We start from the raw sequence: 25,962 nt of genomic DNA, 5'->3' as shown, positions 1-25,962 counted from the left end.
GCGGCATGGGCAAGACCTGTGTCTGTGGCGCCGAGGAACTCGAGGTCGACACCAAGAACCGCAAGTTTACCACGGCCGACGGCCATGTCGTCCACATCGCACCTGGACTCCGTTCCGGACGGCGGCGCGTACGACGGGCCGCTCGGCGTGGTGTCCTCCTTCGCCGCGCTCGACGAACTGCGTTCCAGGGGCGTCGGGTTCACGCGGCCGCTGGGCATCGTCAACTTCGGCGACGAGGAGGGTGCCCGGTTCGGCGTCGCCTGCGTCGGCAGCCGGCTGGCCACCGGCGTCCTCGACCGGGAGGCCGCGTACGCGCTGCGCGACGCCGACGGGGTGCGGCTGCCGGACGCCATGGAGCGGGCCGGGCGCGACCCGTCGCTGATCGGCGCCGACCCCGAACTGCTCGGCCGGATCGGCGCGTTCGTCGAACTCCACATCGAGCAGGGCCGGTACCTGGCGGAGGACCAGCCGGTCGGCGTGGCGAGCGCGATCTGGCCGCACGGCCGCTGGCGCTTCGACTTCCACGGCGAGGCCAACCACGCCGGCACCACCCGGCTGGTCGACCGCCGCGACCCGATGCTGACCTACGCCACCACCGTCCTCGCCGCCCGCAAGAAGGCCCGGCTGGCCGGCGCGCTCGCCACCTTCGGCAAGGTCGCCGTGGAACCCAACGGCACCAACGCCATCGCCTCGCTGGTCCGCGGCTGGCTGGACTCCCGGGCCGCCGACGAGGCGACGCTCCGTCAGGTGGTCGAGGCCATCGCGCAGGCCGCGACCGAGCGCGGCGAGCGCGACGGGGTGCGGGTCGAGCTGGTCCGGGAGTCGTACACGCCCGTGGTGGACTTCGACGGACCGCTGCGCGACCGCCTCGCCGACCGGCTGAAGGCCCCCGTCCTGCCGACCGGCGCGGGACACGACGCGGGGATCCTGGCGTCCGCCGTCCCGACCGCCATGCTGTTCGTACGGAACCCCAGCGGCGTCTCGCACTCCCCGGCCGAGTACGCCGAGACCCCGGACTGCCACGCCGGAGTCGCCGCCCTCGCCGACGTACTGGAGGACCTCGCATGTCAGCCGTCGTGACGTACTGGGCCGAACACGCCTGGATCCCCCACGTCAACGGCCCCGTGGTCGAACGCGACGTCCTGATCGCCGTCGGGCCCGGCGGACGCATCGCCAAGGTCACCCCCGACAGCGGGCCCTGCCCCGACGGCGCCGTCCGCCTCGCGGGCCTCGCCCTCCCCGGCCAGGCCAACGCCCACTCGCACGCCTTCCACCGCGCCCTGCGCGGCTCCGTCCAGGTCGGCTCGGGGACGTTCTGGACCTGGCGCGACACCATGTACCGGGTCGCCTCCGCGCTCGACCCCGACAGCTACCTGGCGCTGGCCACCGCGGTGTACGCCGAGATGGCGCTGGCGGGCATCACGGCGGTCGGCGAGTTCCACTACCTGCACCACGCGCCCGGCGGCGTCCGGTACGACGCGCCCAACGCGATGGGCGAGGCGCTGATCGAGGCGGCGCTGCGGGCCGGCATCCGGATCACCCTGCTGGACACCTGCTACCTGTCGTCCGGCTTCGGCGCGGAGCCGAACGCGACCCAGCTGCGGTTCTCGGACGGCGACGCCGACGCGTGGGCCGAGCGGGCGTCCGGGCTCTCGCCGGCCGAGCACGCGCGGATCGGGGCGGCGGTGCACTCCGTGCGGGCCGTCCCGGCCGAGCAGCTCGGGACGGTCGCGCACTGGGCCGCCATGCGCAAGGCCCCGCTGCACGTCCACCTGTCCGAGCAGACCGCCGAGAACGACGCCTGCCTGACCGCGCACGGCGTCACCCCGACCCGGCTGCTCGCCGACCACGGCGTGCTCGGGCCGCGCACGTCCGCGGTCCACGCCACGCACCTGACCGACGAGGACATCCGGCTGCTGTCCGACACCTCCACCGCGGTGTGCATGTGCCCGACGACCGAACGGGACCTGGCGGACGGCATCGGCCCGGCCCGGCGACTGGCCTCGGCGGGCTGCCCGATCACCCTCGGCAGCGACAGCCACGCGGTCATCGACCCGTTCGAGGAGGCCAGGGCGCTGGAGCTGGACGAGCGCCTGCGGACCCGGACCCGGGGCCACTGGACCGCGAACGCGCTGCTGCGGGCCGGCACCGAGGACGGCCACGCCTCGCTGGGCTGGCCCGAGGCGGGGCGGCTGGAAGCCGGATCGCTCGCCGACTTCTGCGTGATCGCCCTCGACTCGGTGCGGACCGCCGGACCGCCGGCCGCGCTGGGCGCGGAGACCGCGGTCTTCGCGGCGAGCGCGGCGGACGTCCGGCACCTGGTGGTCGGCGGCCGACACGTCGTCAGGGACGGTGTGCACCAGCTCGTTCCGGACGTGGCGGGAGCGCTCGGCAGTTCGATCGCCGCGCTGCGGTAGCGGCCCCTGACACGCGATCCCGCCGAGGTGCGCTTTCCGCTCCGCGCAACCCCCCGCGCCCCCGGCGGGGTGCGAACCGACTAGTTAAGGATGAAGTCCTCGTATGAGCCTGCTCATTGCCAATGTCGGATCCCTGGTCACCAACGACCCGTCGATCGGCGACGGGTCGCTCGGGCTGCTCGCCGATGCCGCCGTGGTGGTGGAGGGCGAGCGGGTCGTGTGGGTCGGTCCGGCGAAGGACGCTCCGGCGGCCGACGAGCGGGTGGACGCGGAGGGCCGGGCGGTGCTGCCGGGGTTCGTGGACAGCCACTCGCACCTGATGTTCGCGGGGGACCGGACCGCGGAGTTCAACGCGCGGATGTCGGGCCGGCCGTACACCGCGGGCGGGATCCGGACCACGGTGCAGGCGACCCGCGCGGCGAGCGATGCGGAGCTGAACGCCAATCTGACCCGCTACCTGGGCGAGATGGTGCGGCAGGGGACGACCACCGTCGAGGTGAAGTCCGGGTACGGGCTGAGCACGGCGGACGAGGCGCGGTCGCTGCGGATCGCGGCGGGGCACACCGAGGAGACGACGTACCTCGGGGCGCACGTGGTCGGTCCGGAGTTCGCCGACGACCCGGCGGGCTACGTGGAGCTGGTGACCGGGGAGATGCTGGACGCCTGCGCGCCGTACGCGCGCTGGGTGGACGTGTTCTGCGAGCGCGGCGCGTTCGACGGGGAGCAGGCGCGGGCCGTGCTGGAGGCGGGCATGGCCAAGGGGCTGCGGCCGCGGGTGCACGCCAACCAGTTGACCTACGGGCCGGGGGTGCAGCTGGCGGTGGAGCTGGGGGCGGCCTCGGCGGACCACTGCACGCACCTGACCGACGAGGACGTGGCGGCGCTGGCCGGCGGCGAGACGGTGGCGACGCTGCTGCCGGGCGCGGAGTTCTCGACCCGGGCGGAGTACCCGAGTGCGCGGCGGCTGCTGGACGCCGGAGCCCGGGTCGCGTTGTCGACGGACTGCAACCCGGGCTCCAGCTTCACCAGTTCGATGCCGTTCTGCATCGCGGTGGCGGTCCGCGAGATGGGGATGACCCCGGACGAGGCGGTGCACGCCGCCACCGCGGGCGGGGCGCTGGCGCTGCGGCGGACCGATGTGGGTCGGATCGCGCCGGGCGCCCGGGCGGACCTGCTGATGCTGGACGCGCCTTCGCACGTGCACCTGGCCTACCGCCCGGGCGTCCCGCTCACCGCCGCCGTGTGGCAGGGCGGGGTGCGCCGGGTCTGACCAGGGGTCAGCGGACGTCGCCCATCAGCCGGCCGACCCGACCGCGGGCGGCCAGCAGGCCGAGGCCCGCGACGATGGCGAGGGCGCCCTGGACGGCGAAGTACCAGGTGGAGCCGACCACGTCGTCACCGAGCAGGAGCTGGGCCAGGGCGGCCACGCAGTCACCGGCGGTGACGGCGAGGAACCAGATGCCCATCATCTGGGAGGCGTACTTCGCCGGGGCCAGCTTGGTGGTGACCGAGAGTCCGACGGGGGAGAGGGTGAGCTCGCCGACGGTCTGGATCAGGTAGACCACCGCCAGCCACAGCGGGGTGACCTTGGCGCCGCCGGTGGCGGCGGCCATGGCGAGCATCATCACCAGGAAGGACGCGCCGATCATGAGCAGGCCGAAGGCGAACTTGCCGGTGGTGGAGGGGTTGCGGCCGCGGCGCGCGGCGACGTTCCACAGCCAGGCGAAGACCGGGGCCAGCGCCATGATGTACAGCGGGTTCAGCGACTGGAACCAGCTGGACGGGAAGTCGAAGCCGAACAGGCTGCCCGCGGTGTTGCGCTCGGCGAAGACGCTGAGCGTGGAGCCGGACTGGTCGTAGATCATCCAGAAGACCGCGGCGGCGGCGAAGAACCACAGGTAGCCGCTCATCCGCGAGCGCTCCTCGCCGGACAGCGCCCTGTCGCGGCGGATCCGGGCGAAGACCAGCGCGGGGATGGCCAGGCCGGCCAGCGACAGCGGCCAGATCGCCCACGAGATGGTGAAGTGCCCGGTGCCGGCGACCACGCCGTAGAAGACCGCGGCGGCGGCCAGCCACAGGCCGGCCTTGCGCAGCACGGCGTTGCGCTCGGAGGGGGTGATCGGGGAGGTCACCACGCTGGAGCGCGGGCTGAGGTGGCGGGTGCCGAACAGGAACTGGACCAGGCCGAGCGCCATGCCGACACCGGCCAGCGCGAAGCCGAGGTGCCAGTTGACCTGCTGGCCGACAGTGCCGATCACCAGCGGCGCGAGGAAGGCGCCGAGGTTGATGCCCATGTAGAAGATGGTGAAGCCGCCGTCCCGGCGGGCGTCGTTGGGCCCGTCGTAGAGGTGGCCGACCATCGTCGAGATGTTGGCCTTCAGCAGTCCGGAGCCGACCGCGATCAGCACCAGGCCGGCGAAGAACGAGGCGGAGGCGGGCACGGCCAGCAGGAAGTGGCCGACCATGATGACCGCGCCGCCGAGCGCCACCGTGCGGCGGGCGCCGAGCAGCCGGTCGGCGATCCAGCCGCCGGGCAGGGCGAGCAGGTAGACCATGGCGTTGTAGACCGAGTACACGGCGGTGGCGGTCGCCACCTGCATGCCGAGGCCGCCCTCGGCCGCCTTGGCGGACATGTAGACCACCAGCAGCGCGCGCATGCCGTAGAAGCTGAAGCGCTCCCAGGTCTCGGTCATGAAGAGGGTGGCCAGGCCGCGGGGGTGGCCGAGGAAGGTGCGCTCCTGAGCGCCGGTGGGCCGTACCTCGGACTCCAGGGTGGTCGAAGCCATGGGTGTTTCCTTGCCTGTCTTCATCGGGGGTCCGACCACTGTAAGTCGTGAGATCAGCTGATCGCGGAGCGTGAATGGTATTCGGAAGGTAAAGAACAGTGGCCGTTCGCCGTGCAAATCAATGCCAGCAGCGGAACATTACCTGCGAACGCAAGGGTACTGCGAAGAATGTCCATGAAAGCGCAGTTGGCTCCGAAGGTTCCTCTCAAGTCAAGTTGATCACTCTCTGTGAGCCGGTTCACAGCCGCGGGGCCGGGCCCGTCGAGCCCGCGAAACACCCCCTGATCAGCGGCCGTCAGGCGGTCTACCATCGCCCCTATGACCTGTGTGCTGCTGGCCGAGGACGACCCGGCAATCTCCGAACCGCTGGCCCGCGCGCTGCGCCGCGAGGGCTACGAGGTGCTCGTCCGCGAAGACGGTCCGGCCGCCCTGGGCGCCGGACTCAGCGAGGACGTCGACCTGATCGTGCTCGACCTCGGGCTGCCCGAGATGGACGGCCTGGAGGTGTGCCGGCGGCTGCGCGCCGACGGCAAGAGCTTCCCGGTGCTGGTGCTCACCGCCCGCGCCGACGAGGTGGACACCGTGGTCGGCCTGGACGCCGGCGCCGACGACTACGTCACCAAGCCGTTCCGGCTGGCCGAACTGCTGGCCCGGGTCCGGGCCCTGCTGCGGCGCGGCAACGTCGACCAGCTGACCACCGGCGCGCACGGCGTGAAGATCGACATCGAGTCGCACCGCGCCTGGCTCGGCGACGAGGAACTCACCCTCTCCGCCAAGGAGTTCGAGCTGCTGCGGGTCCTGGTGAGGGACGCCGGCCGGGTGGTCACCCGCGAGGAGATCATGCGTCAGGTCTGGGACACCACCTGGTGGACCTCGACCAAGACCCTGGACATGCACATCTCCTGGCTGCGCAAGAAGCTCGGCGACGACGCGGCCAACCCGCGCTACATCGCCACCGTGCGGGGCGTCGGCTTCCGCTTCGAGAAGAACTGAAGGTCCACCCGGCGTGAAGCGCAGGATGATCAACTCACTGCTGGGTGTGGTCCTGGTGGTGGTCGCGGTGTTCTGCGTGCCGCTGGCCCTGATCGAGAAGCAGTCGATCGTCAACGCCGCCCACGACCGGGTGGACGCGGTGGCGGTCCGGGTGCTCGGCCTGGTGGAGAGCCGGCTCGCCGCGGGCGAGCCGGTCACCGGCGAGAACCTCGCCGCGGTGGTCACCGAGGGCTTCTACGTCACCGTGGACATCCCCGGGCAGCCGCTGATCGCGATCGGCCGCCCGGTCACCGAGGACGCGCTGACCGCCACCGAGACCGGCGCCAGCGGCGAGACCGTCACCGTCATGCAGTCCCGCACCGCGCTCGACCACGAGATCGGCAACATGCTGCTGCTGCTCGGCGTGGTCGCGCTGCTCGCCGTCCAGGCGGCCGTGGCGCTCGCGGTCTGGCAGGCCAAGCGCCTCGCCCGGCCGCTCACCGAACTCGCCGAGACCGCCGAACGGCTCGGCTCCGGCGACCCCCGCCCGCAGGGCCGCCGCTACGGGGTGCCCGAACTCGACCGGATCGCCGAGGTGCTGGACACCAGCGCCGAACGGATCGCCCGGATGCTGACCGCCGAACGCCGGCTCGCCGCCGACGCCTCGCACCAGCTGCGCACCCCGCTCACCGCGCTCTCCATGCGGCTGGAGGAGATCACCGCGCTCGCCGAGGACCCGGCCACCGTCCGCGAGGAGGCCACCATCGGCCTGCAGCAGGTCGAGCGGCTCACCGACGTCGTCCAGCGCCTGCTCACCAACCAGCGCGACCCCAACAGCCCCACCGCGGTGACCTTCCCGCTCGACGAGGTGGTCAAGCAGCAGGTCGAGGAGTGGGCGCCGACGCTGCGCGACAGCGGACGGCGGCTGGTCATCGAGGGCCTGCGCGGCGCCCGGGTGATCGGCACCCCCGGCACCGTCTCCCAGGTGCTGGCCACCCTGATCGAGAACTCGCTGATGCACGGCGCCGGCACCATCACCCTGCGGGTGCGGCGCTCCGGCAGCTCGGTGGTGGCCGAGGTGCAGGACGAGGGCGCGGGCGTGCCCAGGGAACTCGGCAACCGGGTCTTCGAACGGGCCGTCAGCGGCCGCAACTCCACCGGCATCGGACTGGCCGTCGCCCGCGACCTCGCGGAAGCCGACGGCGGACGCCTCGAACTGCTGTCGCTGCGCCCGCCGGTGTTCGCGCTCTTCGTCGCCCGCGCGGACGACTGACGCGCCGCTACTTGCCCGCGAGCGCCAGCTCGGGCTCGACCGCCTCGGACTCCTCCAGCTCCGGCAGCGCCTTGAACACCCAGGTGCGGTAGGAGACGAAGCGGAAGACGGTGGCCACCACCAGGCCGAGGACCTTGCCGCCGAGCTTCTCGAACGGCGAGTCCAGGCCGAGCACGTACTGGGTGAAGCCCAGGGTGCCGGTCTCGATCAGCATGCCGATGCCGCTGAACAGCAGGAAGAGCGTGATCTCGCGCTTGCGGGAGGCCGCGTCGCGGTCCTTGTAGAGCCAGTAGCGGTAGCCGAGGTAGTTGGTGGCGATCGCCACCAGGGTCGCCGCGACGTTCGACCGCAGCGACGCCAGGCCGAAGCCGTTGGTGAGGAACCAGAACAGACCGAAGTTGACCACCACGCCGGTGGCGCCGATCAGGGCGAAGCCGAGTGCCTCGGTGGAGAGACCGCGCATCCGCTGGACCAGCGAGGGGCGCGCTTCGGTGCTGCTCGTCATCCGGGCTCTCTCCGTCTGCTCACATGATCGGATAGTGGTGTCGCGGGACTCGGCCCACCAGGCTACCGGCACTTCCTGAGTGCTCCGTCCCGGCCCGGGGCGCACCCCTGGAGCAAACGCCGGTACGAGGCCCCCGACCGGCCCCGATATCCTGGAGCACGTGACAGTAGCGGGCAATGCGAACTTTCCAGTGGTCGGAGTCATCGGCGGTGGGCAGCTCGCCCGCATGATGCACCAGGCGGGCATCCCGCTGGGCATCCGCTTCAAACTCCTCGCCGACTCCCCCGAGGAGTCCGCCGCGCAGGTGGTCGGCACCACCGTGTACGGGGACTACCGCGACCTCGAGACGCTGCGCGCCTTCGCCGCCGACTGCGACGTCGTCACCTTCGACCACGAGCACGTGCCCACCGAGCACCTGCGCGCCCTGCAGGCCGAGGGCGTGGCCGTCCGGCCCGGGCCGGAGGCGCTGGTCAACGCGCAGGACAAGGGCGTGATGCGGGCGAAGCTGGACGCCATCGGCGTGCCCTGCCCCCGGCACCGGCTGGTCGCCGACCCGGCGGACGTCACCGCGTTCGCCGAGGAGGGGGAGGGCTACCCCGTCGTGCTGAAGACGGTGCGCGGCGGCTACGACGGCAAGGGCGTCTGGGTGGTCGCGGACGAGGCCGCGGCGGCCGCGCCGTTCCTGGCCGGCGTGCCGGTGTTGGCCGAGGAGAAGGTCGACTTCGTCCGCGAGCTGGCCGCCAACGTGGTGCGCTCGCCCAGCGGGCAGGCGGTCGCCTACCCGGTGGTGGAGTCCGTCCAGGAGAACGGCATCTGCGCCGAGGTCACCGCCCCCGCGCCCGAGCTGGACCCGGCGCTCTCCGACGAGGCCCAGCAGCTGGCGCTGCGGATCGCCGGGGACCTCGACATCACCGGCCACCTGGCGGTCGAGCTGTTCCAGACCCGGGACGGCCGGATCCTGGTCAACGAGCTGGCCATGCGTCCGCACAACTCCGGCCACTGGACCCAGGACGGCTCCGTCACCTCGCAGTTCGAGAACCACCTGCGGGCCGTCCTCGACCTGCCGCTCGGCGACCCCCGCCCGCGCGCCAGGTGGACCGTGATGGTCAACGTCCTCGGCGGCGACTACCCCGACATGTACCGAGCCTTCCTGCACTGCATGGCCCGCGACCCCGGGCTGCGGATCCACATGTACGGGAAGGACGTGAAGCCCGGCCGCAAGGTCGGCCACGTCAACGTCTTCGGGGACGACCTCGAAGACGTCCGCGAGCGCGCCCGCCACGCGGCCGCCTACCTGCGAGGGACGATCACCGAATGACTGAGCCTCTTGTCGGCATCGTGATGGGCTCCGACTCCGACTGGCCCGTGATGGAGGCCGCCGCGCAGGCCCTCGACGAGTTCGAGATCCCCTACGAGGTCGACGTGGTCTCCGCGCACCGGATGCCGCGCGAGATGGTGTCCTACGGCGAGCGGGCGCACGGCCGCGGCCTGAAGGCGATCATCGCCGGGGCCGGCGGCGCCGCCCACCTGCCCGGCATGCTGGCCTCCGTCACCCCGCTGCCGGTGATCGGCGTGCCGGTGCCGCTGCGCTACCTGGACGGCATGGACAGCCTGCTGTCCATCGTGCAGATGCCCGCGGGCGTGCCGGTGGCCACCGTGTCGGTGGCCGGCGCCCGCAACGCGGGACTGCTGGCGGTCCGGATGCTCGCCGCCTTCGACCCCGAACTGGCCGAGAAGATGGTCGAGTTCCAGGCCGACCTGAACACCCAGGCGACCGAGAAGGGCCGCAAGCTGCGCGCCAAGGTGGCGGGGAGCGACTCCTTCGGCTTCGGCAAGTAGTAGAACGGGGGTCATGACCCCCGAACTGCTCGACCGCGCCCGGTCCGCCCTCCGCGCCGCCCCGGTGGTGGACGGCCACAACGACCTCCCCTGGGCGATGCGCGCCCAGGCCGGCTACGACCTGGAGGCCGTCGACCTGACGGCCGACCAGAGCCACCGGCTGCACACCGACTTCGGCCGCCTGCGGGCGGGCGGGGTCGGTGCGCAGTTCTGGTCGGTCTTCGTGCCGGCCGAACTCGCCGGGGACGGCGCGGTCAGCGCCACCCTGGAGCAGATCGACTTCGTCCGGGCGATGACCGAACGGCACGGCGACCGGCTGCGGCTGGCCCTCACCGCCGACGACCTGGAGGCCGCCCGCGCCGAGGGGCGGATCGCCTCGCTGATGGGCGCCGAGGGCGGACACTCCATCAACTCCTCGCTGGCCACCCTGCGCGCGCTGTACACGCTCGGCGTCCGCTACCTGACGCTCACCCACAACTCCAACGTGCCCTGGGCCGACTCCGCCACCGACCGGCCGGTGCACGGCGGGCTGAGCGCCTTCGGCGAGGAGGTGGTCCGCGAGATGAACCGGCTCGGCATGCTGGTCGACCTCTCGCACGTCTCGGCCGACACCATGCGCGACGCCCTGCGGGTCACCGCCGCCCCGGTGGTCTTCTCGCACTCCTCGGCCCGCGCGGTCTGCGACCACCCGCGCAACATCCCCGACGACGTGCTCGCCCTGCTCGCCGACAACGGCGGCGTGGCGATGGCCACCTTCGTGCCGAAGTTCGTCCTGCCCGCGGCGATCGAGTGGACCCTGGCCGCCGACGCCAACATGCGCGCCAACGGCTTCCACCCGCTGGACACCACCCCCGAGGCGATGGCCGTGCAGCGCGCCCACGAGGCCGCCCACCCGCGCCCGGTGGCCACCGCCGCGACCGTCGCCGACCACCTCGACCACATGCGCGAGGTCGCCGGCATCGACCACCTGGGCATCGGCGGCGACTTCGACGGCACCGCCTTCACCCCGGACGGCCTCGACGACGTCGCCGGCTACCCCAACCTGATCGCCGAACTGCTGCACCGCGGCTGGTCCGAGGCCGACCTGGCCAAGCTCACCTGGCACAACGCGGTGCGGGTGTTGCGCGAGGCGGAGTCCGCCGCCCGCCGCCTGCAGGCCCAGCGCGGCCCCTCGCTGGCCACCCGCGAGGCGTTGGACGGGGCGTGACCGGGCCGTTTGACCTTGACCCTGGGGCAGAGCCGAAGGTCGAGGACGTGGAGGAGGAACGGCTGCTCACCATCGGCGAGTTCGCCCGCCGGGGTCTGCTGTCGCCCAAGGCGCTGCGGCTGTACGACCGGCAGGGACTGCTGCCGCCGGACCGGGTCGACCCGGACACCGGCTACCGGTACTACCGGGCCGGGCGGCTGGCCGCGGCGCGGCTGATCGTCCGGCTGCGCGGCCTGGACATGCCGCTCGCCACGGTCGCCGAGGTGCTGGCCCTGCCGGGCCCGCAGGCGGCCGAGCGGGTCGCCGCGTACTGGGCGGCCGTCGAGCGGCGCACCGCGTCGCAGCGGACGCTGGCCGACCACCTCCGCGTCCAACTCAGCGGACTGGAAGGGATCAACGAGATGTTCGAGATCGAGCAGCGCGAGGTGCCGGAGCAGCTGGTGCTCACCGAACGCCGGCGCGCCTACCCGAAGGACCTGGACGGCTTCATCGGCGGCGCGATCGGCCGACTGTCGGAGGCCGCCGAGGCGTACGGCGGCGTGGTGGGGGCGCCGTTCGTGGTCTACCACGGCGACGTCAACGAGGACAGCGACGGCCCGGTGGAGGTGTGCGTGCCGGTCGACCCGGCGCGCGCCGCCGAGGTGACGGTCGAGCACCGGGTCGAGCCGGCCCACCGCGAGGCGTACACCCGGATCACCAGGGCGCAGGTGGAGTACCCGCAGATCCTCAGCGCCTACGACGCGGTGTGCGCGTGGGCCGAGACGGCGGGCGCCGAGCGGACCGGGCCGGGCCGGGAGGTGTACTTCACCGACTTCATGGCCGCCGCCCCGAACGACCCGGCCTGCGACATCGCCTTCCCGGTCCGCGCGGTCTGACGTCGCGTCACGGCGGCGGCGGTCCGTACGGTCTGACGCCGCCTCACAGCAGCGGCAGCTCGATCGCCGGGCAGCGGTCCATCACCATGTCGAGGCCGGCCGCGCGGGTCCGCTCGCAGGCCGCCTCGTCGATCACGTCGAGCTGGAACCAGACCGCCTTGGCGCCCACCGCCACCGCCTGGTCGGCGACCGCGCCGGCCAGCTCGGAGTTGACGAACACGTCCACCACGTCGACCGGGAACGGGATCTCGGCGAGCGAGGCGTAGCCCTGCTCGCCGAGCACCTCCTCGGCCTTCGGGTGCACCGGCACGATCCGCTTGCCGGCCTTCTGCAACACCCGGGCCACGCCGTACGCGGCCCGCCGGGTGTTCGTGGAGAGGCCGACCACGGCCCAGGTGTCGCCGGAGGAGGTGAGGATCTTCCGGACGACGGCGTCGTCCCCGTAGTCCACGGTGTGGTTGCTCATACCGGGGAGAACGGGGCGGCGCCTTCGGTCATTCCGCGAACGGGCGGCCCATCGCGCGGTAGGTCCAGCCGGCCGCGCGCCAGCGCTCGCCGTCCAGCACGTTGCGGCCGTCCAGCAGTCGGCGCTCGGCGACCACCGCGCCGACCTCGGCCGGGTCGAGCTCGCGGAACTCCTGCCACTCCGTCAGGTGCAGCACCACGTGGGCGCCCTGGACGGCCTCCATCGCGGTGTCGGCGTAGGACAGGCTGGGGAACATCTTGCGGGCGTTGTCCATCGCCTTCGGGTCGTAGACCGTCACCTGGGCGCCCTGGAGCTGTATCTGCCCGGCGACGTTCAGCGCCGGCGAGTCCCGGATGTCGTCCGAGTTCGGCTTGAACGCCGCGCCCAGCACCGCGACCCGGCGGCCCAGGAAGCCGCCGCCGCACTGCTCGCGGGCCAGCTCCACCATCCGCGAGCGGCGCCGCATGTTGATCGAGTCGACCTCGCGCAGGAAGGTCAGCGCCTGGTCGGCGCCCAGCTCCCCGGCCCGGGCCATGAAGGCCCGGATGTCCTTGGGCAGGCAGCCGCCGCCGAAGCCGAGGCCGGCGTTGAGGAACTTGCCGCCGATCCGCTCGTCGTAGGAGAGCGCCTTGCTGAGCTGCACCACGTCGGCGCCGGCGCTCTCGCAGACCTCCGCCATCGCGTTGATGAAGGAGATCTTGGTGGCCAGGAAGGAGTTGGCGGCGGCCTTCACCAGCTCGGCGGTCGGGAAGTCGGTGACCACGAACGGCACGCCCTCGGAGATCGGGGTCGCGTACACCGCGCGCAGCAGCTCCTCGGCGCGCGCGGAGCGCACGCCGACCACCAGCCGGTCCGGGTGCAGGGTGTCGCCCACCGCGAAGCCCTCGCGGAGGAACTCCGGGTTCCAGGCCAGCTCGGCCTCGGCACCGGCCGGGGCGAGCGCGGCCAGCTTCTCCGCCAGCCGGCTGGCGCTGCCCACCGGCACGGTGGACTTGCCGACCACCAGGGTGGGCCGGTCCAGGTGCGGGGCGAGCGACTCCACCGCGGCGTCGACGTAGCTCATGTCGGCGGCGAACTCGCCCTTGCGCTGCGGGGTGTTGACGCAGATGAAGTGGACGTCGCCGAAGGCGGCGACCTCCTCCCACGAGTCGGTGAAGCGCAGCCGGCCGGACGAGCCCTCGTGGCCGGGGACGTGCTTGACCAGCAGCTCGGACAGGCCCGGCTCGTACATCGGCACCCGGCCCGCGGCCAGCGCGGCGATCTTGTCCCGGTCGATGTCCAGTCCGAGGACCTCGAAGCCGAGCTCGGCCATGCAGGCGGCGTGCGTCGCGCCCAGATAGCCGGTGCCGATCACCGTGATGCGGGGAGCCACGTGCGTTCCCTTCGGGTACGGGCCGTTCTGGTTGCCGACGGCCGCAGGCACTGATGGTAGCCGCCCCGCCGCCCTCGCCGAATCCCCCATTTTCCGTGCTCAGCGGAACGTTCGGGGCGGCGATTTCACGGTTTCTCCTCGAAGACCTGTGCGGAAGGTTCACAATGCGCGCATGACTGCCGAGGAGCGGGCCGCCCAGGACGACCAGGAACCCGGCCCGTTGAGCATCTTCGACCGCGACGACGACGCCGACCCCGGTACGGAGGACGACCCCGTCGAGGCCGAGCCGACCGGTGCTCGCCGGCGCGGTCGGCGGCTGCTGGTCTGGACGCTCGCGGTGCTCCTGGTGCTGTTCGGCGCGGGCTTCGGCCTCCTGGTGTGGACCGCCGACCACTACGCCTCCTCGGTGGCCCGGATCCCGAACGCCTTCCCGAGCGTCCCCGCCTCGGCCCAGCCGCCGCCGGTCCCGCACGCCGGGCAGACCTTCCTGCTGGTCGGCCTGGACGCCCGGGCCGACCAGCCCACCACCGGCCAGAACGCCAAGGCCCCGGCCTGGCAGGTCGGCGCGCAGCGCAGCGACACCATGATGCTGATGCACATCTCGGCGGACCGGAAGTCGGTCACGGTGGTCTCGATCCCGCGCGACACCCTGGTGCCGATCCCCGGCCACGGGAAGTCGAAGATCAACGCCGCCTACTCGTGGGGCGGCCCGGCGCTGATGGTGCAGACCGTCCAGGACCTCACCAAGATCCGCATCGACCACGTCGCGGTGATCGACTGGAACGGCTTCCGCGCCCTCACCGACGCGATCGGCGGCGTGGACATCACCATCCCGCGCACCATCGAGGCCAAGGGCGACGCCCGCGAGTGGCTGGCCGGCACCCACCACATGGACGGCGCCGAGGCCCTGCTGTACGTCCGCGAGCGGCACGGCCTGCCCAACGGCGACCTGGACCGCACCAAGCGGCAGCAGAACTTCCTGCGCGCCCTGATGCTGCAGACCATGAACTCCGGCACGCTCTCCAGCCCGGCCAGGCTGACCGGCCTGCTGCAGTCGGTCGGCGACGTGGTCAGCGTGGACGACCGGCTCTCCAACACCGACCTCTACGACCTGGCGTGGAGCCTGCGCGCGGTGCGCCCGGACGGCGTGCACTTCATGAACGCGCCGTTCGGCGGCTTCGACACCGTCGACGGCCAGTCGGTGGTGCTGATGGACGACTCCTCGGCGGTCCTGCTCTGGGAGGCGATGCGGAACGACAAGATGGACGACTACCTCGCCCAACACCGCACCACCGCCGACACGTTGGGCGACAGCGTGCGCTGAGCGGCGCGCGCGATCATAGGATGACCGCCAGTTAACGGTAACTAACCGAGGGGCGGGCACATGGCGGGCAACTCCGGGGCGGACTTCGACCTCTACCGGCTGAGCGAGGAGCACGAGATGCTCCGGGAGTCGGTGCGTTCACTGGCGGAGGCGAAGATCGCCCCGTTCGCGGCCGACGTGGACGAGCAGGCGCGCTTCCCCACCGAGGCACTCGAGGCGCTGCGGGCCAACGACCTGCACGCGGTGCACGTGCCGGAGGAGTACGGCGGCGCGGGGGCGGACGCGCTGGCGACGGTGATCGTGATCGAGGAGCTGGCCCGGGTGTGCGCCACCTCCTCGCTGATCCCGGCGGTGAACAAGCTGGGTTCGCTGCCGGTGCAGCTGTCCGGCTCGGAGGAGCTGAAGACCCGTTACCTGGGCGCGCTGGCCCGCGGCGAGGGCATGTTCTCCTACTGCCTGTCCGAGCCGGAGGCCGGCTCCGACGCGGCGGGGATGAAGACCCGCGCGGTGCGCGACGGCGACTTCTGGGTGCTGAACGGCGTCAAGCGCTGGATCACCAACGCCGGGTTCTCCGAGTTCTACACCGTCATGGCCGTCACCGACCCGGAGCTGCGCTCCAAGGGCATCTCGGCCTTCGTGGTGGAGAAGGGCGACGAGGGCCTGTCGTTCGGTGCCCCCGAGAAGAAGCTCGGCGTCAAGGGCTCGCCCACCCGTGAGGTGTACTTCGACAACGTCCGCATCCCGGCCGACCGGATGATCGGCGCCGAGGGCACCGGCTTCGCCACCGCGATGAAGACCCTCGACCACACCCGCGTCACGATCGCCGCGCAGGCGATCGGCATCGCGCAGGGCGCGCTCGACTACGCCAAGGGCTACGTCAAGGAGCGCAAGCAGTTCGGCAAGGCGATCGCCGAGTTCCAGGGCGTCCAGTTCATGCTCGCCGACATGGCGATGAAGCTGGAGGCCGCCCGGCAGCTCACCTACGCGGCCGCCGCGAAGTCCCAGCGCACCGACTCCGACCTGACCTTCTTCGGCGCGGCGGCGAAGTGCTTCGCCTCCGACGCGGCGATGGAGATCACCACCGACGCGGTGCAGCTGCTCGGCGGCTACGGCTACACCCGCGACTACCCGGTCGAGCGGATGATGCGCGACGCCAAGATCACCCAGATCTACGAGGGCACCAACCAGGTCCAGCGCATCGTCATGGCCCGCAACCTGCCGTAACCGCGGCCCGGATCTCGGCGGGGGTCGCCTCCTTCCGGGCGAACCCCCGCCCGCTGCGGGCTACTTGGTGTCCGGAACGGCCGTGTCGTTCTTCAGGGCGTCGAACACCAGCTTGGACTTGGCCGGGTCCCACTTCACCGCGGACTCGCCGGTCGGGGTGTGGAAGTCCGGGTTGCCGATCGGCACCGTGATGGTCTTGCCGCTCCCGGCGGTCACGCCCTTCATGGCGAGGAACATCGAGCCCAGGTCGGTCAGCCCGGCGTCGTCGTCGACGATCAGGGTGTCCAGGCCGGCCGAGGCCATCGGGTAGAAGGTGAACGGGTTGAGCAGGGTGGCCGGCGAGGCCGCCTGCTTGGCCAGCGCGCCGAGGAACTTCTGCTGGTTGCGCATCCGGCCCAGGTCCTGGTCGGCCATCTGGTGCCGCTGCCGGACGAAGGCCAGCGACTGCGAGCCGGTCAGGGTCTGGCAGCCGGCCTTCAGGTCCAGGCCGGAGTCCTTGTCCTTGATCGGCTGGTCGATGCACATGTCGACGCCGCCGACCGCGTCCACCAGGCCGACGAAGCCCGCGAACCCGATCTCCGCGTAGTGGTCGATCCGCAGGCCGGTGTTGGTCTCCACGGTCTGCACCAGCAGCCGCCCGCCGCCGGTGTTGAAGGCCGCGTTGATCTTCCGGGTGGCGGCCGGCACGGTCTTGCCGCTGCCCGCGGTGTCCTGGTGGGCCGGGATCTGCACCCAGGAGTCGCGCGGGATCGACATCAGGGTGTTCCCGTTGTCGCCGACGTGCAGGATCATCATCGAGTCGCTGCGCTTGCCCTCGGCCGAGCCGGTGTGCAGTTGGTCCTCCTGCGCGTCGGTCAGGCCGTTGCGGCTGTCCGAGCCGACGATCAGCCAGTTGGTGCCCTTGCCCGCCGGCGGACGGCCCTGGTAGTCGGCCAGCACGTTCTCGTGGTTGAGCTTGCCGTCCGCCCAGAAGTACGTCCCGATGCCGGTCGCCAGCAGCGCCCCGACCAGGCCGAGCGCCACCAGCCCGGCGATCTTCTTCCGCGAGCGGCGCTTCGGCGCCGGCCCCGGCGCACCGGCCGGCTCCGGCCCGGAGCCGAACGGCGGCTGACCGGCCGGCGGCTGCCCGAACGGAGGCCGGCCCTGCGGCGGCTGTTGGCCGTACGGCGGCGTACCGCCCGGGCCGTCCTGGCGGTACGGCGGCTGACCGGCCGGCGCACCGTACGCGGGCTGCGCGGGGCGGGACAGCGGGATGCCCGCGCCGCGCGGGTTCAGCGACGGCGGCAGCGGGGGCTCGGCGGGCGCGCCGCCCTGGCCCCGTGCCGCGTCGTCCTGACCGTACGAGCCGCCCCCCGGGCGCTCCTGCCACGTGTTCATGGGGGAAGGATGCCCGAAGCCGGGGCCGCGCAGTGATCCACCGGCCCCCGCGGAGCCCCTTGTGGCCGTTTTGATGCAGGGTGCGGACGCTTCCGCGGACTGTTCACCGGAATGTCGTCCGGACCGCCCGCCGGACGGGTGCGGACCGTCCCGGCGGAGCGGATGTGCCGTGCGGCTCACCAGGCGGGATCGCCTTGACCGGCCGAAACCGGGGGTGCTTCGATGGCGCGCATGGAGCAGCGCGAGGTCCTCACCCGTCGACGGCACGTCGACCACGGCCGGGTGTCCTGCTCGCTGTGTCGCGGCTGACCGCCACCGCCGCGCCTCACCCCGGCGAGCCCGCGCCCTCGCCACCCCCTTCTTCCGGCACCGCCGTGCCGTTCGTCCCGAGGTGACTCCATGGCCGTGATCCTGTCCGTCTCCGGTTCCCCGTCCGCGACCTCCCGCACCACCCGGCTGCTGCGCCACGTCGACGCCCGGCTCGCCGCGCACGGCCACCGGGTGCTGCCGCTCGACGCCCGCGCCCTGCCCGCCGAGGCACTGCTGGCCGCGGACGTCTCCGACCCCGCGATAGCCCGCGCCGTCGAACTCTTCGAGCGGGCCGACGGGGTGGTGATCGGCACCCCGGTCTACAAGGCCGCCTACTCGGGGCTGCTGAAGGTCCTGCTCGACCTGCTCCCGCAGTACGCGCTGCGCGGCAAGACGGTGCTCCCGCTGGCCACCGGCGGCAGCCCCGCGCACGTGCTGGCGGTGGACTACGCGCTCCGGCCGGTGCTCGCCTCGATGGGCGCCGAGCACGTCACCCAGGGCTGGTTCGTGCTCGACCGGCACATCCTGGTGCGCGAGGACGGCGGCACCGAACTGGAGCGGGAGACCGACGTCCTGCTCACCCCGGTGGTGGACGCCTTCGCCGCCGCGCTGGCCCGCCACCCGGAACTCGCCACCACCGCCTGACGTTCCGTCACCGTACGGTCTCCGCCTCGGGGTCCGGACCCTCACTCCGCCCGCGCGGACCCCTAGGGGGGGAGGGCCCGGACCCCGGAGCATTTCCCCGTGACCGGGTTACGACCGGTGGAGGACGACCGCGCGCGCGAGGGCCCCTAGCGTGGAGCCATCCCCTCAGCCCCACCCGTGATGGTGGTGCTGGCACCACCCCGAAGACGGATGCCTGCTGGATTCCGCCACGGGGGGAGCGCCCGGAAGGCTTGGGGGCGACGGGTGGACACCATCACGAGGAGAATCCAGTGACCACGGCAGCGAGCGCCGCGCACACTTCACACATCACCGGGCAGGCCGACGCGGCCGCCCGGGCCCGACTGGTGACCAAGGCGTACGGCGCGGGGGAGACCAGGGTCACCGCCCTGGACGCGGTGAGCGTGGACATCGAGCGCGGCCGGTTCACCGCGATCATGGGTCCTTCAGGCTCCGGCAAGTCGACCCTGATGCACTGTCTGGCCGGCCTCGACACCGTCACCGAGGGGCGGATCTGGATCGGCGACACCGAGATCACCGGGCTGCGCGACAAGCAGCTCACCCGGTTGCGCCGCGACAAGATCGGCTTCATCTTCCAGGCCTTCAACCTGCTGCCCACCCTGTCGGCGCTGGAGAACATCACGCTGCCGATGGACATCGCCGGCCGCAAGCCCGACCAGGCCTGGCTGGAGCAGGTGATCGACACCGTCGGCCTGGCCGGCCGCCTCAAGCACCGCCCCTCCCAGCTCTCCGGCGGCCAGCAGCAGCGCGTCGCGGTGGCCCGCGCGCTGGCCGCCCGCCCCGAGATCATCTTCGGTGACGAGCCCACCGGAAACCTCGACTCCCGGTCCGGCGCCGAGGTGCTCACCTTCCTGCGCCGCTCGGTCGACGAACTCGGCCAGACCATCGTGATGGTGACGCACGACCCGGGCGCCGCCGGGTACGCGGACCGGGTGCTCTTCCTGGCCGACGGCGCGCTCGTCGACGAGATGCACAACCCGACCGCCGACTCCGTCCTCGAGCGCATGCGCCGCTTCGACGGCAAGCGCACCAGCTGAGACGGGAGCGGAATCCGATGCTGCTCAAGACCTCGCTGCGGAGCTTCTTCGCCCACAAGTGGCGCCTAGTGCTCTCCCTGCTCGCCGTGGTGCTCTCGGTCGCCTTCGTGGCCGGCACCCTGGTCTTCTACAACACCGCCACCGGCACCTTCGACCGCCTGTTCGCCGCCACCGCCTCCGACCTGTCGGTGCAGAAGGCCGCCGACGAACTGGCCGACCACCGCGGCTCCGACCAGATCCCCACCATCCCGGTGGAGACCCGGGACAAGCTGGCCGCCGAGCCCGGCGTCAAGGCCGCGCTCGGCCAGGTGATGACCTCCAGCGCCACCCTGGTCGACCCGGCCACCAACAAGGTGGTCGGCCCCACCAGCGGCGCCCCCACCCTCACCGGCAACTGGACCGACACCCCGCGCACCTCGGTCGACATCACCTCCGGGCACGTCCCGCAGGGCTCCGACCAGATCGTGCTGGACGCCGACACCGCCAAGAAGTCCGGCCTCGGCCTCGGCAAGAAGCTCCGCATCATCACCGAGACCGGCAACTACGACTTCACCATCTCCGGCATCGCCACCTTCCGCACCACCAACCCCGGCGCGGCGCTGGCCTTCCTGGACACCCCCACCGCCCAGCGCGTCCTGCTCGGCAGCACCGCCTTCACCTCGGTCGAGGTGTTCGGTGACGGCAGCCGTACCAACGAGCAGCTGAAGACCGCCGCACTGGCCGACCTCGGCAGCGGCTTCCAGGGCAAGACCGCCGCCGAGCAGAAGGACGAGAACAACAAGGACGTCGGCTCCTTCCTCGGCTTCATGAGCTACGCGATGCTCGGCTTCGCGGTGCTCTCGGCCGGCGTCGGCGGCTTCCTGATCTTCAACACCTTCTCCATGCTGGTCACCCAGCGCACCCGCGAGATCGGCCTGCTGCGCGCCATCGGCGGCAGCCGCGCCCAGGTCAACGGCTCGGTGCTGACGGAGGGTCTGCTGCTCGGCGGCATCGGCTCCACCCTCGGCATCGGCGCCGGCCTCGGCCTCGCGGTCGCCCTGATCCAGCTGATGAAGGCCGCCGGCATGAACCTGGACGCCTCCGCGCTGGAGGTCAACTGGGTGGTCCCGGTGGTCTCCTACGCGGTCGGCGTGCCGGTCACCCTGCTCGCCGCCTTCATCCCGGCCCGCCGGGCCGGCAAGATCACGCCGATGGCCGCGCTGCTCGACCACGCCGCCCCGGCCGAGCCGCGGGCCAACCGGATCCGCACCGTGCTCGGCACCCTCATCACCGGGCTCGGCGCCGCCGCCCTGGTGCTGGCCGGCACCGCCGGCAGCGCCTCCGCCGGCGGCCTGCTGATCGGCCTCGGCGTGCTCACCACCCTGGTCGGCGCGGTGGTCCTCGGCCCGCTGCTCGCCGCCGGCCTGATCCGCCTGCTCGGCGGCCTGCTGCCCGCGCTGTTCGGCCCGGCCGGCCGGCTCGCCCAGCGGAACGTGATGCGCAACCCGCGGCGCACCGGCTCCACCGCCGCCGCCCTGATGGTCGGCCTCGCCGTGGTGGTCGGCGCCTCGGTGGTCACCTCCTCGATGGTCACCTCCGCCACCGCGCAGATCGACAAGACCGTCGGCGCCGACTACGTGGTCGACGGCCAGCGGGCCGGCCTCAGCCCGGCTGCGGTCGACGTGGTCAAGCACGCCAAGGGCATCGACCACATCACCGAGCAGCGGAACATCCCGGCCGCCCTCACCACCGCGGACGGCGGGCGCACGCTGACCTCGCTGGCCGCCGTCGACCCCGGCTTCACGCACGACTTCCGGGTCGTCCTCACCGCCGGCCGGATGGAGGACGCACTGGCCGACGGCGGCGTCTCGATCGACCAGAAGTTCGCCGAGGAGCGCAAGCTCGCGCTCGGCGACCGGATCACCGCCGACTACGGCCAGGGCCGCACCCAGCCGCTCAAGGTCGCCAGCATCCGGAAGACCGGCGGACTGTTCGACGGCGCCCTGATCGTCGGCACCGGCACCCTCTCCACCGCCCTCGGCGGCCAACTCCCGCCCGACGCCGGGCTGTACCTCACCGCCGCGGCCGGCTCCGACAAGGCCGCCGTCCTCGCCGACCTGCAGAAGTCCCTGGAGGCCTACCCGCAGCTCAGCATCAAGGACCAGGCCGGCTACAAGGACATGATCAAGTCCAGCGTCAACCAGCTGCTGTACATGGTCTACGGCCTGCTCGGCCTGACGATCGTGGTCGCCGTCCTCGGCGTGGTCAACACCCTGGCCCTGTCGGTCGTCGAGCGCACCCGCGAGATCGGCCTGCTGCGCGCCATCGGCCTCTCCCGTCGCCAGCTGCGCCGCGTGGTCCGGCTCGAATCGGTGGTCATCGCCCTGTTCGGCGCCGTCGTCGGCACCGCCCTCGGCCTGGCCTGGGGCATCACCGCCCGCTCGGTCCTCGCCGACTTCGGCCTCACCGACCTGGCCATCCCCACCGGCACCATCGGCTCCATCCTGGTCGGCTCCGTGGTCATCGGCCTGATCGCCGCCCTCATCCCGGCGTTCCGCGCCGCCCGGATGAACATCCTGGCGGCCATCGCCACCGACTGACGCCCCGTCAATCCGCCCACCGAGCCCGCCCGGAGCCCCCAAGGCCCCGGGCGGGCCCGTTCGTCGACGGCCCCCGCCGCCGGGCTGCGAGAATTCGGGGCATGTCAGACATGGCGTCACCACCGCTGCCCGCCGCGCCCGGACTCACCCTGGCCGCCGCCGACCAGTGGCGGGCCGCCCGGGTGTGGCGGCGGCTGGAGAGCAGATGGCTGGCCCTGCTGCCTGGCGGAACGTTCGTGCTCGCGGCGGCGGCCGACGACCCGCTGCCGCGCAGCTGCGACGTGCTGGACGCCTGCGCGGTGTCGCTCGGCGAGACGGTCGCCGTGGCGCTGGTGCTGGTCGAGGCGCTGGTGCTGCTGGCCCGGCCACGCGGCAGCGCGCTGGTCCCCGCCGTGGTCGGCCTGCTGCTGTGGTTCCTGCCCGACGCGCTGCCCGGCACCGCCGTCCGCCTCGCCGTCACCGGCGCGCACCTGGCGGTCGCGGCCGCACTGCACCGGGTCGCCGCCGGCCGCCGCCGCGCCCGCACCCAGCTCGCCGCGCTGATGGGCCCGCCGGTGCCCTACCCGTGGACCCTGCTCGACCAGGAAGCCCCGCTCGGCCCGGCCGGCCGCCCGACCGCCCGGCGCACCCTCGCCGCCGTGCTCGGCCTGCTCGCCGTCCTCGCCCTCGGCACCGGCCTGTACCGGATGCACGACAGCGACACCCGCTCCGCCACCGCCGACGAGGTCCGAGCCACCGTCCGGGCCGTCCACGACGACGGGCTCAGCGCCACCGTCGACTACCAACTCCCCAGCGGCGGACAGCGGTTCACCACCACCGTGGACATCTGGTGGGACTGGACCCCGGCCGTCGGCGATCGGATCGCCCTGCTCGCCGACGACACCGGCTGGACCCGGGTGGCCGGCGACCCGTACGACCCCACCCCCTGGTGGCTCGCCGCCGGCGCCGGCGGCGCGGCCGCCGCCCTGCTGCTCGGCTCCGCCCACCGCACCGACCGCTCCCGCCGCGCCCCCGCCGACCGCGCCCCCGCACTGCGCGTCCGGGTCCGCCCCGACGGCGGCGGCCACCTGATGGTCCACCCCGTCGACGGCGGAGACCGCGAACCCGGCCTGTGGCGGCTGCCCGCCCGCGGCACCGCCCACTTCGCCCCCGAGGACGAGGACGGCCCCGCCGAGTGGCTCCCCGGCCCGCAGCCCGGCGAGGAACCCGACGCCCGCACCCCCGCCGAAGCCGCCCACGCCCTCGCCCTCGCCGACCGCCCGGTCGACGCCCTGCTCTACCACGGCCCCGACGCCGGACACCGCCAACTCCTCGTCTACGCCCCGCCGGAGCCGTACGCCGCCTGGCACGCCGGACTCTCCGTCGACTACCCCGCCACCTCCCGGCTGCGCCACCGCAAGCGCCGCTACCGCGAGGAGCACCTCGCCGTCCCCGCGCTCGCCGCCCGGATGCTGGAGCAGGACCCCGAGACGGACGGGCCGCCCGAACCGACCCAGGTCCACGGCATGCCCGCGGCGCTGCGCCGGCCGGCGGGACCGCTGGCCGCGCTGCTGCTCGGTGCGGCGGTCACCCTGCTGGGCACGGACGGGCTGCTGGACGGCCTGGTGAAGCCGCTGCTGCTGTCCCCCCTGGTGGTCGCCGCCACCGGCGCGTTCGGCTGGCAGCTCGCCGTCGACCGCGACGGCATCGCCCTGGCCGGGGCGCTCACCGTCCACCGCATCCCCTGGCAGCACCTCACCGCCGCCGCCGTCCACCGCGGACGCTTCACCCTGCAGACCACCGACAGCCGCCAACTCGGCTTCACCGCATGGCCCGGCCAAGCCCTCCACAGCCACCTCGGCGGCCCCTACAGCCCCGCAGCCGCCGCCCGCACCATCACCCTCCTCACCCACCGCCCCGAACGCCGCCCCCGCACCCTGCTCGGTGCCGACGCCATCGGTGGGACCTTGCTGCTCAACCGGCTGGCGTTGGTGGGCTACCTGGCCTTTGTGGTGGGGAGGTACGCCTTCGGCGGGTGAATGCGGATGAACGGGAGCCTCGAATGCCGCCGCCGCATCCTGCTCGGTGCCGACGCCGTGGGCGGGACCTTGCTGCTCAACCGGCTGGCGCTGGCGGGCTACGTGGCTTTCGTGGTGGGGAGGTACGCCATCGGCGGGTAGGACGGCCGCGGCAGGCGCCTCGGGGTCGTGCCCCTCAGGACGGACAGGTGATCTCGGTGCCGGTCTCCGCGGTGACCGCTGGGGCGGGGGCGGCCGTCGCGGGTGCGGGCCTGGCGGGGGAGGGGCTGCTGCCGGCGAGGCCGTGGTAGCCGGTGCCCGCGACGACCTGGAACGTGGCGCCCAGGTTCGGCGCGGCCACCAGCTCGGCATCGGGAAGCGCCGCGGCCAGCGTCTTCGCGGACTCGTCCCACCGCGGGTCGTACCGGATCACGGTCCGCGCGGCGGCCGCCCCGCCGCCGGGGGCGTTGGACGGGGTGCCGGTGGTGGCGAAGCCGGCCTTGCGGAGGTCGGCGTCGACCCGGAAGCCGAGCCCCTGGACGCCCGCGCCGTTCAGCACCTGGACCCGGACCTCCCCCGGAGGAATCGTTCCGGCAACCGCGGCGGCCGTGACGGCCGGGGAAGGAGCGGCCGCCGTGAGCGGTCGCCCGCCCCGCACCGCGTCGAACAGCGCCTTGGCGCCCTTCTCGTCCCACCGCACCGTCGACCCCCACCCCGGCACCTGGTGGTCCAGGTCGGCGAGCGGGACCGTCGTGAAGTCCGCGTTGGCCGCCGAGAGGTCCTTCAACCGGGTGGCGAAGTCGAGGAGTTCGGCGTTGCCCAGGTCCTTGTCGACCTTGACCGAGCGGAGCACGGTGTCCAGCACGCCGGTGAGCTTGGCCGGGTTGAGCAGGGTGTCGCCGGAGCCGGCCTGGTGCAGCAGCTGGGCGATGAACTTCTGCTGGCGGTGCATCCGGCCTAGGTCCGCCGAGCCGTCGACGTGCCGGGCCCGGACGTAGCGCAGGGCGCCCGCGCCGTCGAGGCGGGTGGTGCCGGCGGGCAGGTCGAGGCCCGAGTAGTCGTCCTTGAGCGGCTTGGGAGTGCAGACCGAGACGCCGCCGAGCGCGTCCACGGTGGAGACGAAGGCGAGGAAGTTCACCTGGACGTAGTGGTCGATCCGCAGGCCGGTGTTCTGCTCGACGGTGCGCACGGCGAGCGGCGCCCCGCCCATCCCGTAGGCGGCGTTGATCTTCCCCTTGGCCGCCGGGACCTGCCTGCCGGTGGCCTGGTCCTGGTGCGCGGGGATGTCGACGTAGGAGTCGCGGGGGATGGAGACCACGGTGGCCCGGCCGCGGTCGGCGGAGAGCTGGACGATCATCATGGTGTCGGTGCAGTGGCAGGACTCCCCGCCGGCGTGCAGCACGTCCTTGAGGGTGGCCTCGGGGATGCCCTCCCGGTCGTCCGTTCCGACCACCAGGAAGGTGGTGGCACCGTCGTCGGCCGGGCGGTCCGAACCGCCGCCGATCGCGTCGACCCGGCCGATCGAGGAGCCGACGCCGTGCAGCACCGCCCAGCCGGCGCACGAGGTGGCCAGGATGGAGAACGAGACGGTGCCCGCCGCCCACCGGCCCCAGCGGCGGCCCTTCGCCTGCGAACCCCGCCGGTCCGGCGTCCGCGGCCGGGGTGGTGCGGACAGGCGGTCGGACGGGTGCTGGGTGGGCATCTTCCGGATGGTAGGCG

Annotated in this window: 21 protein-coding genes and 1 pseudogene; 16 read left to right on the top strand and 6 right to left on the bottom strand. The window is 72.9% G+C overall.

Translation table 11 applies throughout. The annotated features are described in order from the left end of the window. Positions 1–81 precede the first annotated feature (81 nt). From AB0K51_RS26750 to hutI, 3 genes and pseudogenes are all read left to right on the top strand, one after another. A pseudogene (locus AB0K51_RS26750) lies at positions 82–1,080 on the top strand (allantoate amidohydrolase); the annotation flags it as partial. Beyond that, entirely contained in the window at positions 1,065–2,417 is a 1,353-nt protein-coding gene (locus AB0K51_RS26745; RefSeq protein ID WP_363459698.1) for a formimidoylglutamate deiminase, read from the top strand. The pseudogene AB0K51_RS26750 and the gene AB0K51_RS26745, both read left to right, overlap by 16 nt. A 103-nt stretch (positions 2,418–2,520) precedes the next feature. Next, on the top strand, positions 2,521–3,687 hold the full coding sequence (gene hutI / locus AB0K51_RS26740) for an imidazolonepropionase (RefSeq protein WP_363459697.1): 1,167 nt from the start codon (positions 2,521–2,523) through the stop codon (positions 3,685–3,687). 7 nt (positions 3,688–3,694) lie between these two features. Here hutI and AB0K51_RS26735 read toward each other — a convergent pair whose 3' ends face one another. Next, positions 3,695–5,203, bottom strand: a complete 1,509-nt coding sequence (locus AB0K51_RS26735) for a peptide MFS transporter (protein WP_363459696.1) — start codon at positions 5,201–5,203, stop codon at positions 3,695–3,697. A gap of 318 nt (positions 5,204–5,521) precedes the next feature. On the opposite strand from AB0K51_RS26735, the gene AB0K51_RS26730 reads away from it, so the two are divergent. Together AB0K51_RS26730 and AB0K51_RS26725 are read left to right on the top strand one after the other, a co-directional pair. Further along, a complete protein-coding gene (locus AB0K51_RS26730; protein WP_253797838.1) occupies positions 5,522–6,196 on the top strand; it encodes a response regulator transcription factor in 675 nt (224 codons plus the stop codon). 13 nt (positions 6,197–6,209) lie between these two features. Next, entirely contained in the window at positions 6,210–7,448 is a 1,239-nt protein-coding gene (locus tag AB0K51_RS26725; RefSeq protein WP_363459695.1) for an ATP-binding protein, read from the top strand. 7 nt (positions 7,449–7,455) lie between these two features. Here AB0K51_RS26725 and AB0K51_RS26720 read toward each other — a convergent pair whose 3' ends face one another. Beyond that, a complete protein-coding gene (locus AB0K51_RS26720; RefSeq protein WP_363459694.1) occupies positions 7,456–7,953 on the bottom strand; it encodes a GtrA family protein in 498 nt (165 codons plus the stop codon). 226 nt (positions 7,954–8,179) lie between these two features. Here AB0K51_RS26720 and AB0K51_RS26715 point away from each other — a divergent pair, with 226 nt between their 5' ends. The 4 genes from AB0K51_RS26715 to AB0K51_RS26700 are packed head-to-tail and all read left to right on the top strand — an operon-like array spanning position 8,180 to position 11,874. Then, complete coding sequence (locus AB0K51_RS26715; RefSeq protein ID WP_363459699.1) at positions 8,180–9,271, top strand: 5-(carboxyamino)imidazole ribonucleotide synthase; 1,092 nt, start codon at positions 8,180–8,182, stop codon at positions 9,269–9,271. After that, the gene (gene purE / locus AB0K51_RS26710; RefSeq protein ID WP_363459693.1) at positions 9,268–9,792 is read left to right on the top strand and encodes a 5-(carboxyamino)imidazole ribonucleotide mutase; all 525 of its coding nucleotides are present in this window, start codon (positions 9,268–9,270) and stop codon (positions 9,790–9,792) included. The genes AB0K51_RS26715 and purE overlap by 4 nt, the downstream gene beginning before the upstream one ends. Positions 9,793–9,805: 13 nt before the next feature. Then, positions 9,806–10,999, top strand: a complete 1,194-nt coding sequence (locus tag AB0K51_RS26705; RefSeq protein ID WP_363459692.1) for a dipeptidase — start codon at positions 9,806–9,808, stop codon at positions 10,997–10,999. 47 nt (positions 11,000–11,046) lie between these two features. Beyond that, positions 11,047–11,874 carry a MerR family transcriptional regulator gene (locus AB0K51_RS26700; RefSeq protein ID WP_363459691.1) on the top strand — a complete coding sequence of 276 codons (828 nt, stop codon included), beginning with the start codon at positions 11,047–11,049 and terminating at the stop codon, positions 11,872–11,874. A gap of 43 nt (positions 11,875–11,917) precedes the next feature. Here AB0K51_RS26700 and AB0K51_RS26695 read toward each other — a convergent pair whose 3' ends face one another. Together AB0K51_RS26695 and AB0K51_RS26690 are read right to left on the bottom strand one after the other, a co-directional pair. Beyond that, positions 11,918–12,340 carry a CoA-binding protein gene (locus AB0K51_RS26695; protein WP_363459690.1) on the bottom strand — a complete coding sequence of 141 codons (423 nt, stop codon included), beginning with the start codon at positions 12,338–12,340 and terminating at the stop codon, positions 11,918–11,920. A 28-nt stretch (positions 12,341–12,368) separates the two neighbouring features. Continuing rightward, positions 12,369–13,712, bottom strand: a complete 1,344-nt coding sequence (locus tag AB0K51_RS26690; protein ID WP_363459689.1) for a UDP-glucose/GDP-mannose dehydrogenase family protein — start codon at positions 13,710–13,712, stop codon at positions 12,369–12,371. A 172-nt stretch (positions 13,713–13,884) separates the two neighbouring features. Between AB0K51_RS26690 and AB0K51_RS26685 the strand changes: the two genes are divergently transcribed. After that, positions 13,885–15,036: an LCP family protein gene (locus AB0K51_RS26685; RefSeq protein ID WP_363459688.1), complete on the top strand. Its 1,152-nt coding sequence runs from the start codon at positions 13,885–13,887 to the stop codon at positions 15,034–15,036. 60 nt (positions 15,037–15,096) lie between these two features. After that, a complete protein-coding gene (locus AB0K51_RS26680) occupies positions 15,097–16,260 on the top strand; it encodes an acyl-CoA dehydrogenase family protein (RefSeq protein ID WP_363459687.1) in 1,164 nt (387 codons plus the stop codon). A gap of 60 nt (positions 16,261–16,320) precedes the next feature. On the opposite strand, the gene AB0K51_RS26675 is transcribed toward AB0K51_RS26680, so the two are convergent. Further along, complete coding sequence (locus AB0K51_RS26675) at positions 16,321–17,637, bottom strand: LCP family protein (RefSeq protein ID WP_363459686.1); 1,317 nt, start codon at positions 17,635–17,637, stop codon at positions 16,321–16,323. A gap of 399 nt (positions 17,638–18,036) precedes the next feature. Between AB0K51_RS26675 and ssuE the strand changes: the two genes are divergently transcribed. The 5 genes from ssuE to AB0K51_RS26650 all read left to right on the top strand — a co-directional run bounded on the left by ssuE (position 18,037) and on the right by AB0K51_RS26650 (position 24,405). Then, complete coding sequence (gene ssuE / locus AB0K51_RS26670) at positions 18,037–18,591, top strand: NADPH-dependent FMN reductase (RefSeq protein WP_363459685.1); 555 nt, start codon at positions 18,037–18,039, stop codon at positions 18,589–18,591. 290 nt (positions 18,592–18,881) lie between these two features. Continuing rightward, positions 18,882–19,667, top strand: a complete 786-nt coding sequence (locus tag AB0K51_RS26665; RefSeq protein ID WP_363459684.1) for an ABC transporter ATP-binding protein — start codon at positions 18,882–18,884, stop codon at positions 19,665–19,667. A gap of 17 nt (positions 19,668–19,684) precedes the next feature. Continuing rightward, a complete protein-coding gene (locus tag AB0K51_RS26660; protein ID WP_363459683.1) occupies positions 19,685–22,246 on the top strand; it encodes an FtsX-like permease family protein in 2,562 nt (853 codons plus the stop codon). Positions 22,247–22,347: 101 nt separating this feature from the next. Then, the gene (locus AB0K51_RS26655; RefSeq protein WP_363459682.1) at positions 22,348–24,264 is read left to right on the top strand and encodes a hypothetical protein; all 1,917 of its coding nucleotides are present in this window, start codon (positions 22,348–22,350) and stop codon (positions 24,262–24,264) included. A 6-nt stretch (positions 24,265–24,270) separates the two neighbouring features. Next, entirely contained in the window at positions 24,271–24,405 is a 135-nt protein-coding gene (locus tag AB0K51_RS26650; RefSeq protein WP_363459681.1) for a hypothetical protein, read from the top strand. A 34-nt stretch (positions 24,406–24,439) separates the two neighbouring features. Here the strand turns inward: AB0K51_RS26650 and AB0K51_RS26645 are convergent, their stop codons facing one another. Further along, positions 24,440–25,945: an LCP family protein gene (locus tag AB0K51_RS26645; protein ID WP_363459680.1), complete on the bottom strand. Its 1,506-nt coding sequence runs from the start codon at positions 25,943–25,945 to the stop codon at positions 24,440–24,442. Positions 25,946–25,962: the final 17 nt, after the last annotated feature.

Origin of the sequence: Kitasatospora sp. NPDC049285 (assembly GCF_040678815.1) — a bacterium.
GTDB lineage: Bacteria > Actinomycetota > Actinomycetes > Streptomycetales > Streptomycetaceae > Kitasatospora.
The sequence above is the reverse complement of the archived record's forward strand: the minus strand, read 5'-3'. Positions and strand labels throughout refer to the sequence as shown.

Bases quoted from the DNA above. Each gene is read 5' to 3' on its own strand.
- AB0K51_RS26745 (WP_363459698.1), top strand. From the start codon at position 1,065: ATGTCAGCCGTCGTGACGTACTGGGCCGAACACGCCTGGATCCCCCAC.
- hutI (WP_363459697.1), top strand. From the start codon at position 2,521: ATGAGCCTGCTCATTGCCAATGTCGGATCCCTGGTCACCAACGACCCG.
- AB0K51_RS26735 (WP_363459696.1), bottom strand. From the start codon at position 5,203: ATGGCTTCGACCACCCTGGAGTCCGAGGTACGGCCCACCGGCGCTCAG.
- AB0K51_RS26730 (WP_253797838.1), top strand. From the start codon at position 5,522: ATGACCTGTGTGCTGCTGGCCGAGGACGACCCGGCAATCTCCGAACCG.
- AB0K51_RS26720 (WP_363459694.1), bottom strand. From the start codon at position 7,953: ATGACGAGCAGCACCGAAGCGCGCCCCTCGCTGGTCCAGCGGATGCGC.
- AB0K51_RS26715 (WP_363459699.1), top strand. From the start codon at position 8,180: ATGATGCACCAGGCGGGCATCCCGCTGGGCATCCGCTTCAAACTCCTC.
- purE (WP_363459693.1), top strand. From the start codon at position 9,268: ATGACTGAGCCTCTTGTCGGCATCGTGATGGGCTCCGACTCCGACTGG.
- AB0K51_RS26705 (WP_363459692.1), top strand. From the start codon at position 9,806: ATGACCCCCGAACTGCTCGACCGCGCCCGGTCCGCCCTCCGCGCCGCC.
- AB0K51_RS26695 (WP_363459690.1), bottom strand. From the start codon at position 12,340: ATGAGCAACCACACCGTGGACTACGGGGACGACGCCGTCGTCCGGAAG.
- AB0K51_RS26685 (WP_363459688.1), top strand. From the start codon at position 13,885: ATGACTGCCGAGGAGCGGGCCGCCCAGGACGACCAGGAACCCGGCCCG.
- AB0K51_RS26680 (WP_363459687.1), top strand. From the start codon at position 15,097: ATGGCGGGCAACTCCGGGGCGGACTTCGACCTCTACCGGCTGAGCGAG.
- AB0K51_RS26675 (WP_363459686.1), bottom strand. From the start codon at position 17,637: ATGAACACGTGGCAGGAGCGCCCGGGGGGCGGCTCGTACGGTCAGGAC.
- ssuE (WP_363459685.1), top strand. From the start codon at position 18,037: ATGGCCGTGATCCTGTCCGTCTCCGGTTCCCCGTCCGCGACCTCCCGC.
- AB0K51_RS26660 (WP_363459683.1), top strand. From the start codon at position 19,685: ATGCTGCTCAAGACCTCGCTGCGGAGCTTCTTCGCCCACAAGTGGCGC.
- AB0K51_RS26655 (WP_363459682.1), top strand. From the start codon at position 22,348: ATGTCAGACATGGCGTCACCACCGCTGCCCGCCGCGCCCGGACTCACC.
- AB0K51_RS26650 (WP_363459681.1), top strand. From the start codon at position 24,271: ATGAACGGGAGCCTCGAATGCCGCCGCCGCATCCTGCTCGGTGCCGAC.
- AB0K51_RS26645 (WP_363459680.1), bottom strand. From the start codon at position 25,945: ATGCCCACCCAGCACCCGTCCGACCGCCTGTCCGCACCACCCCGGCCG.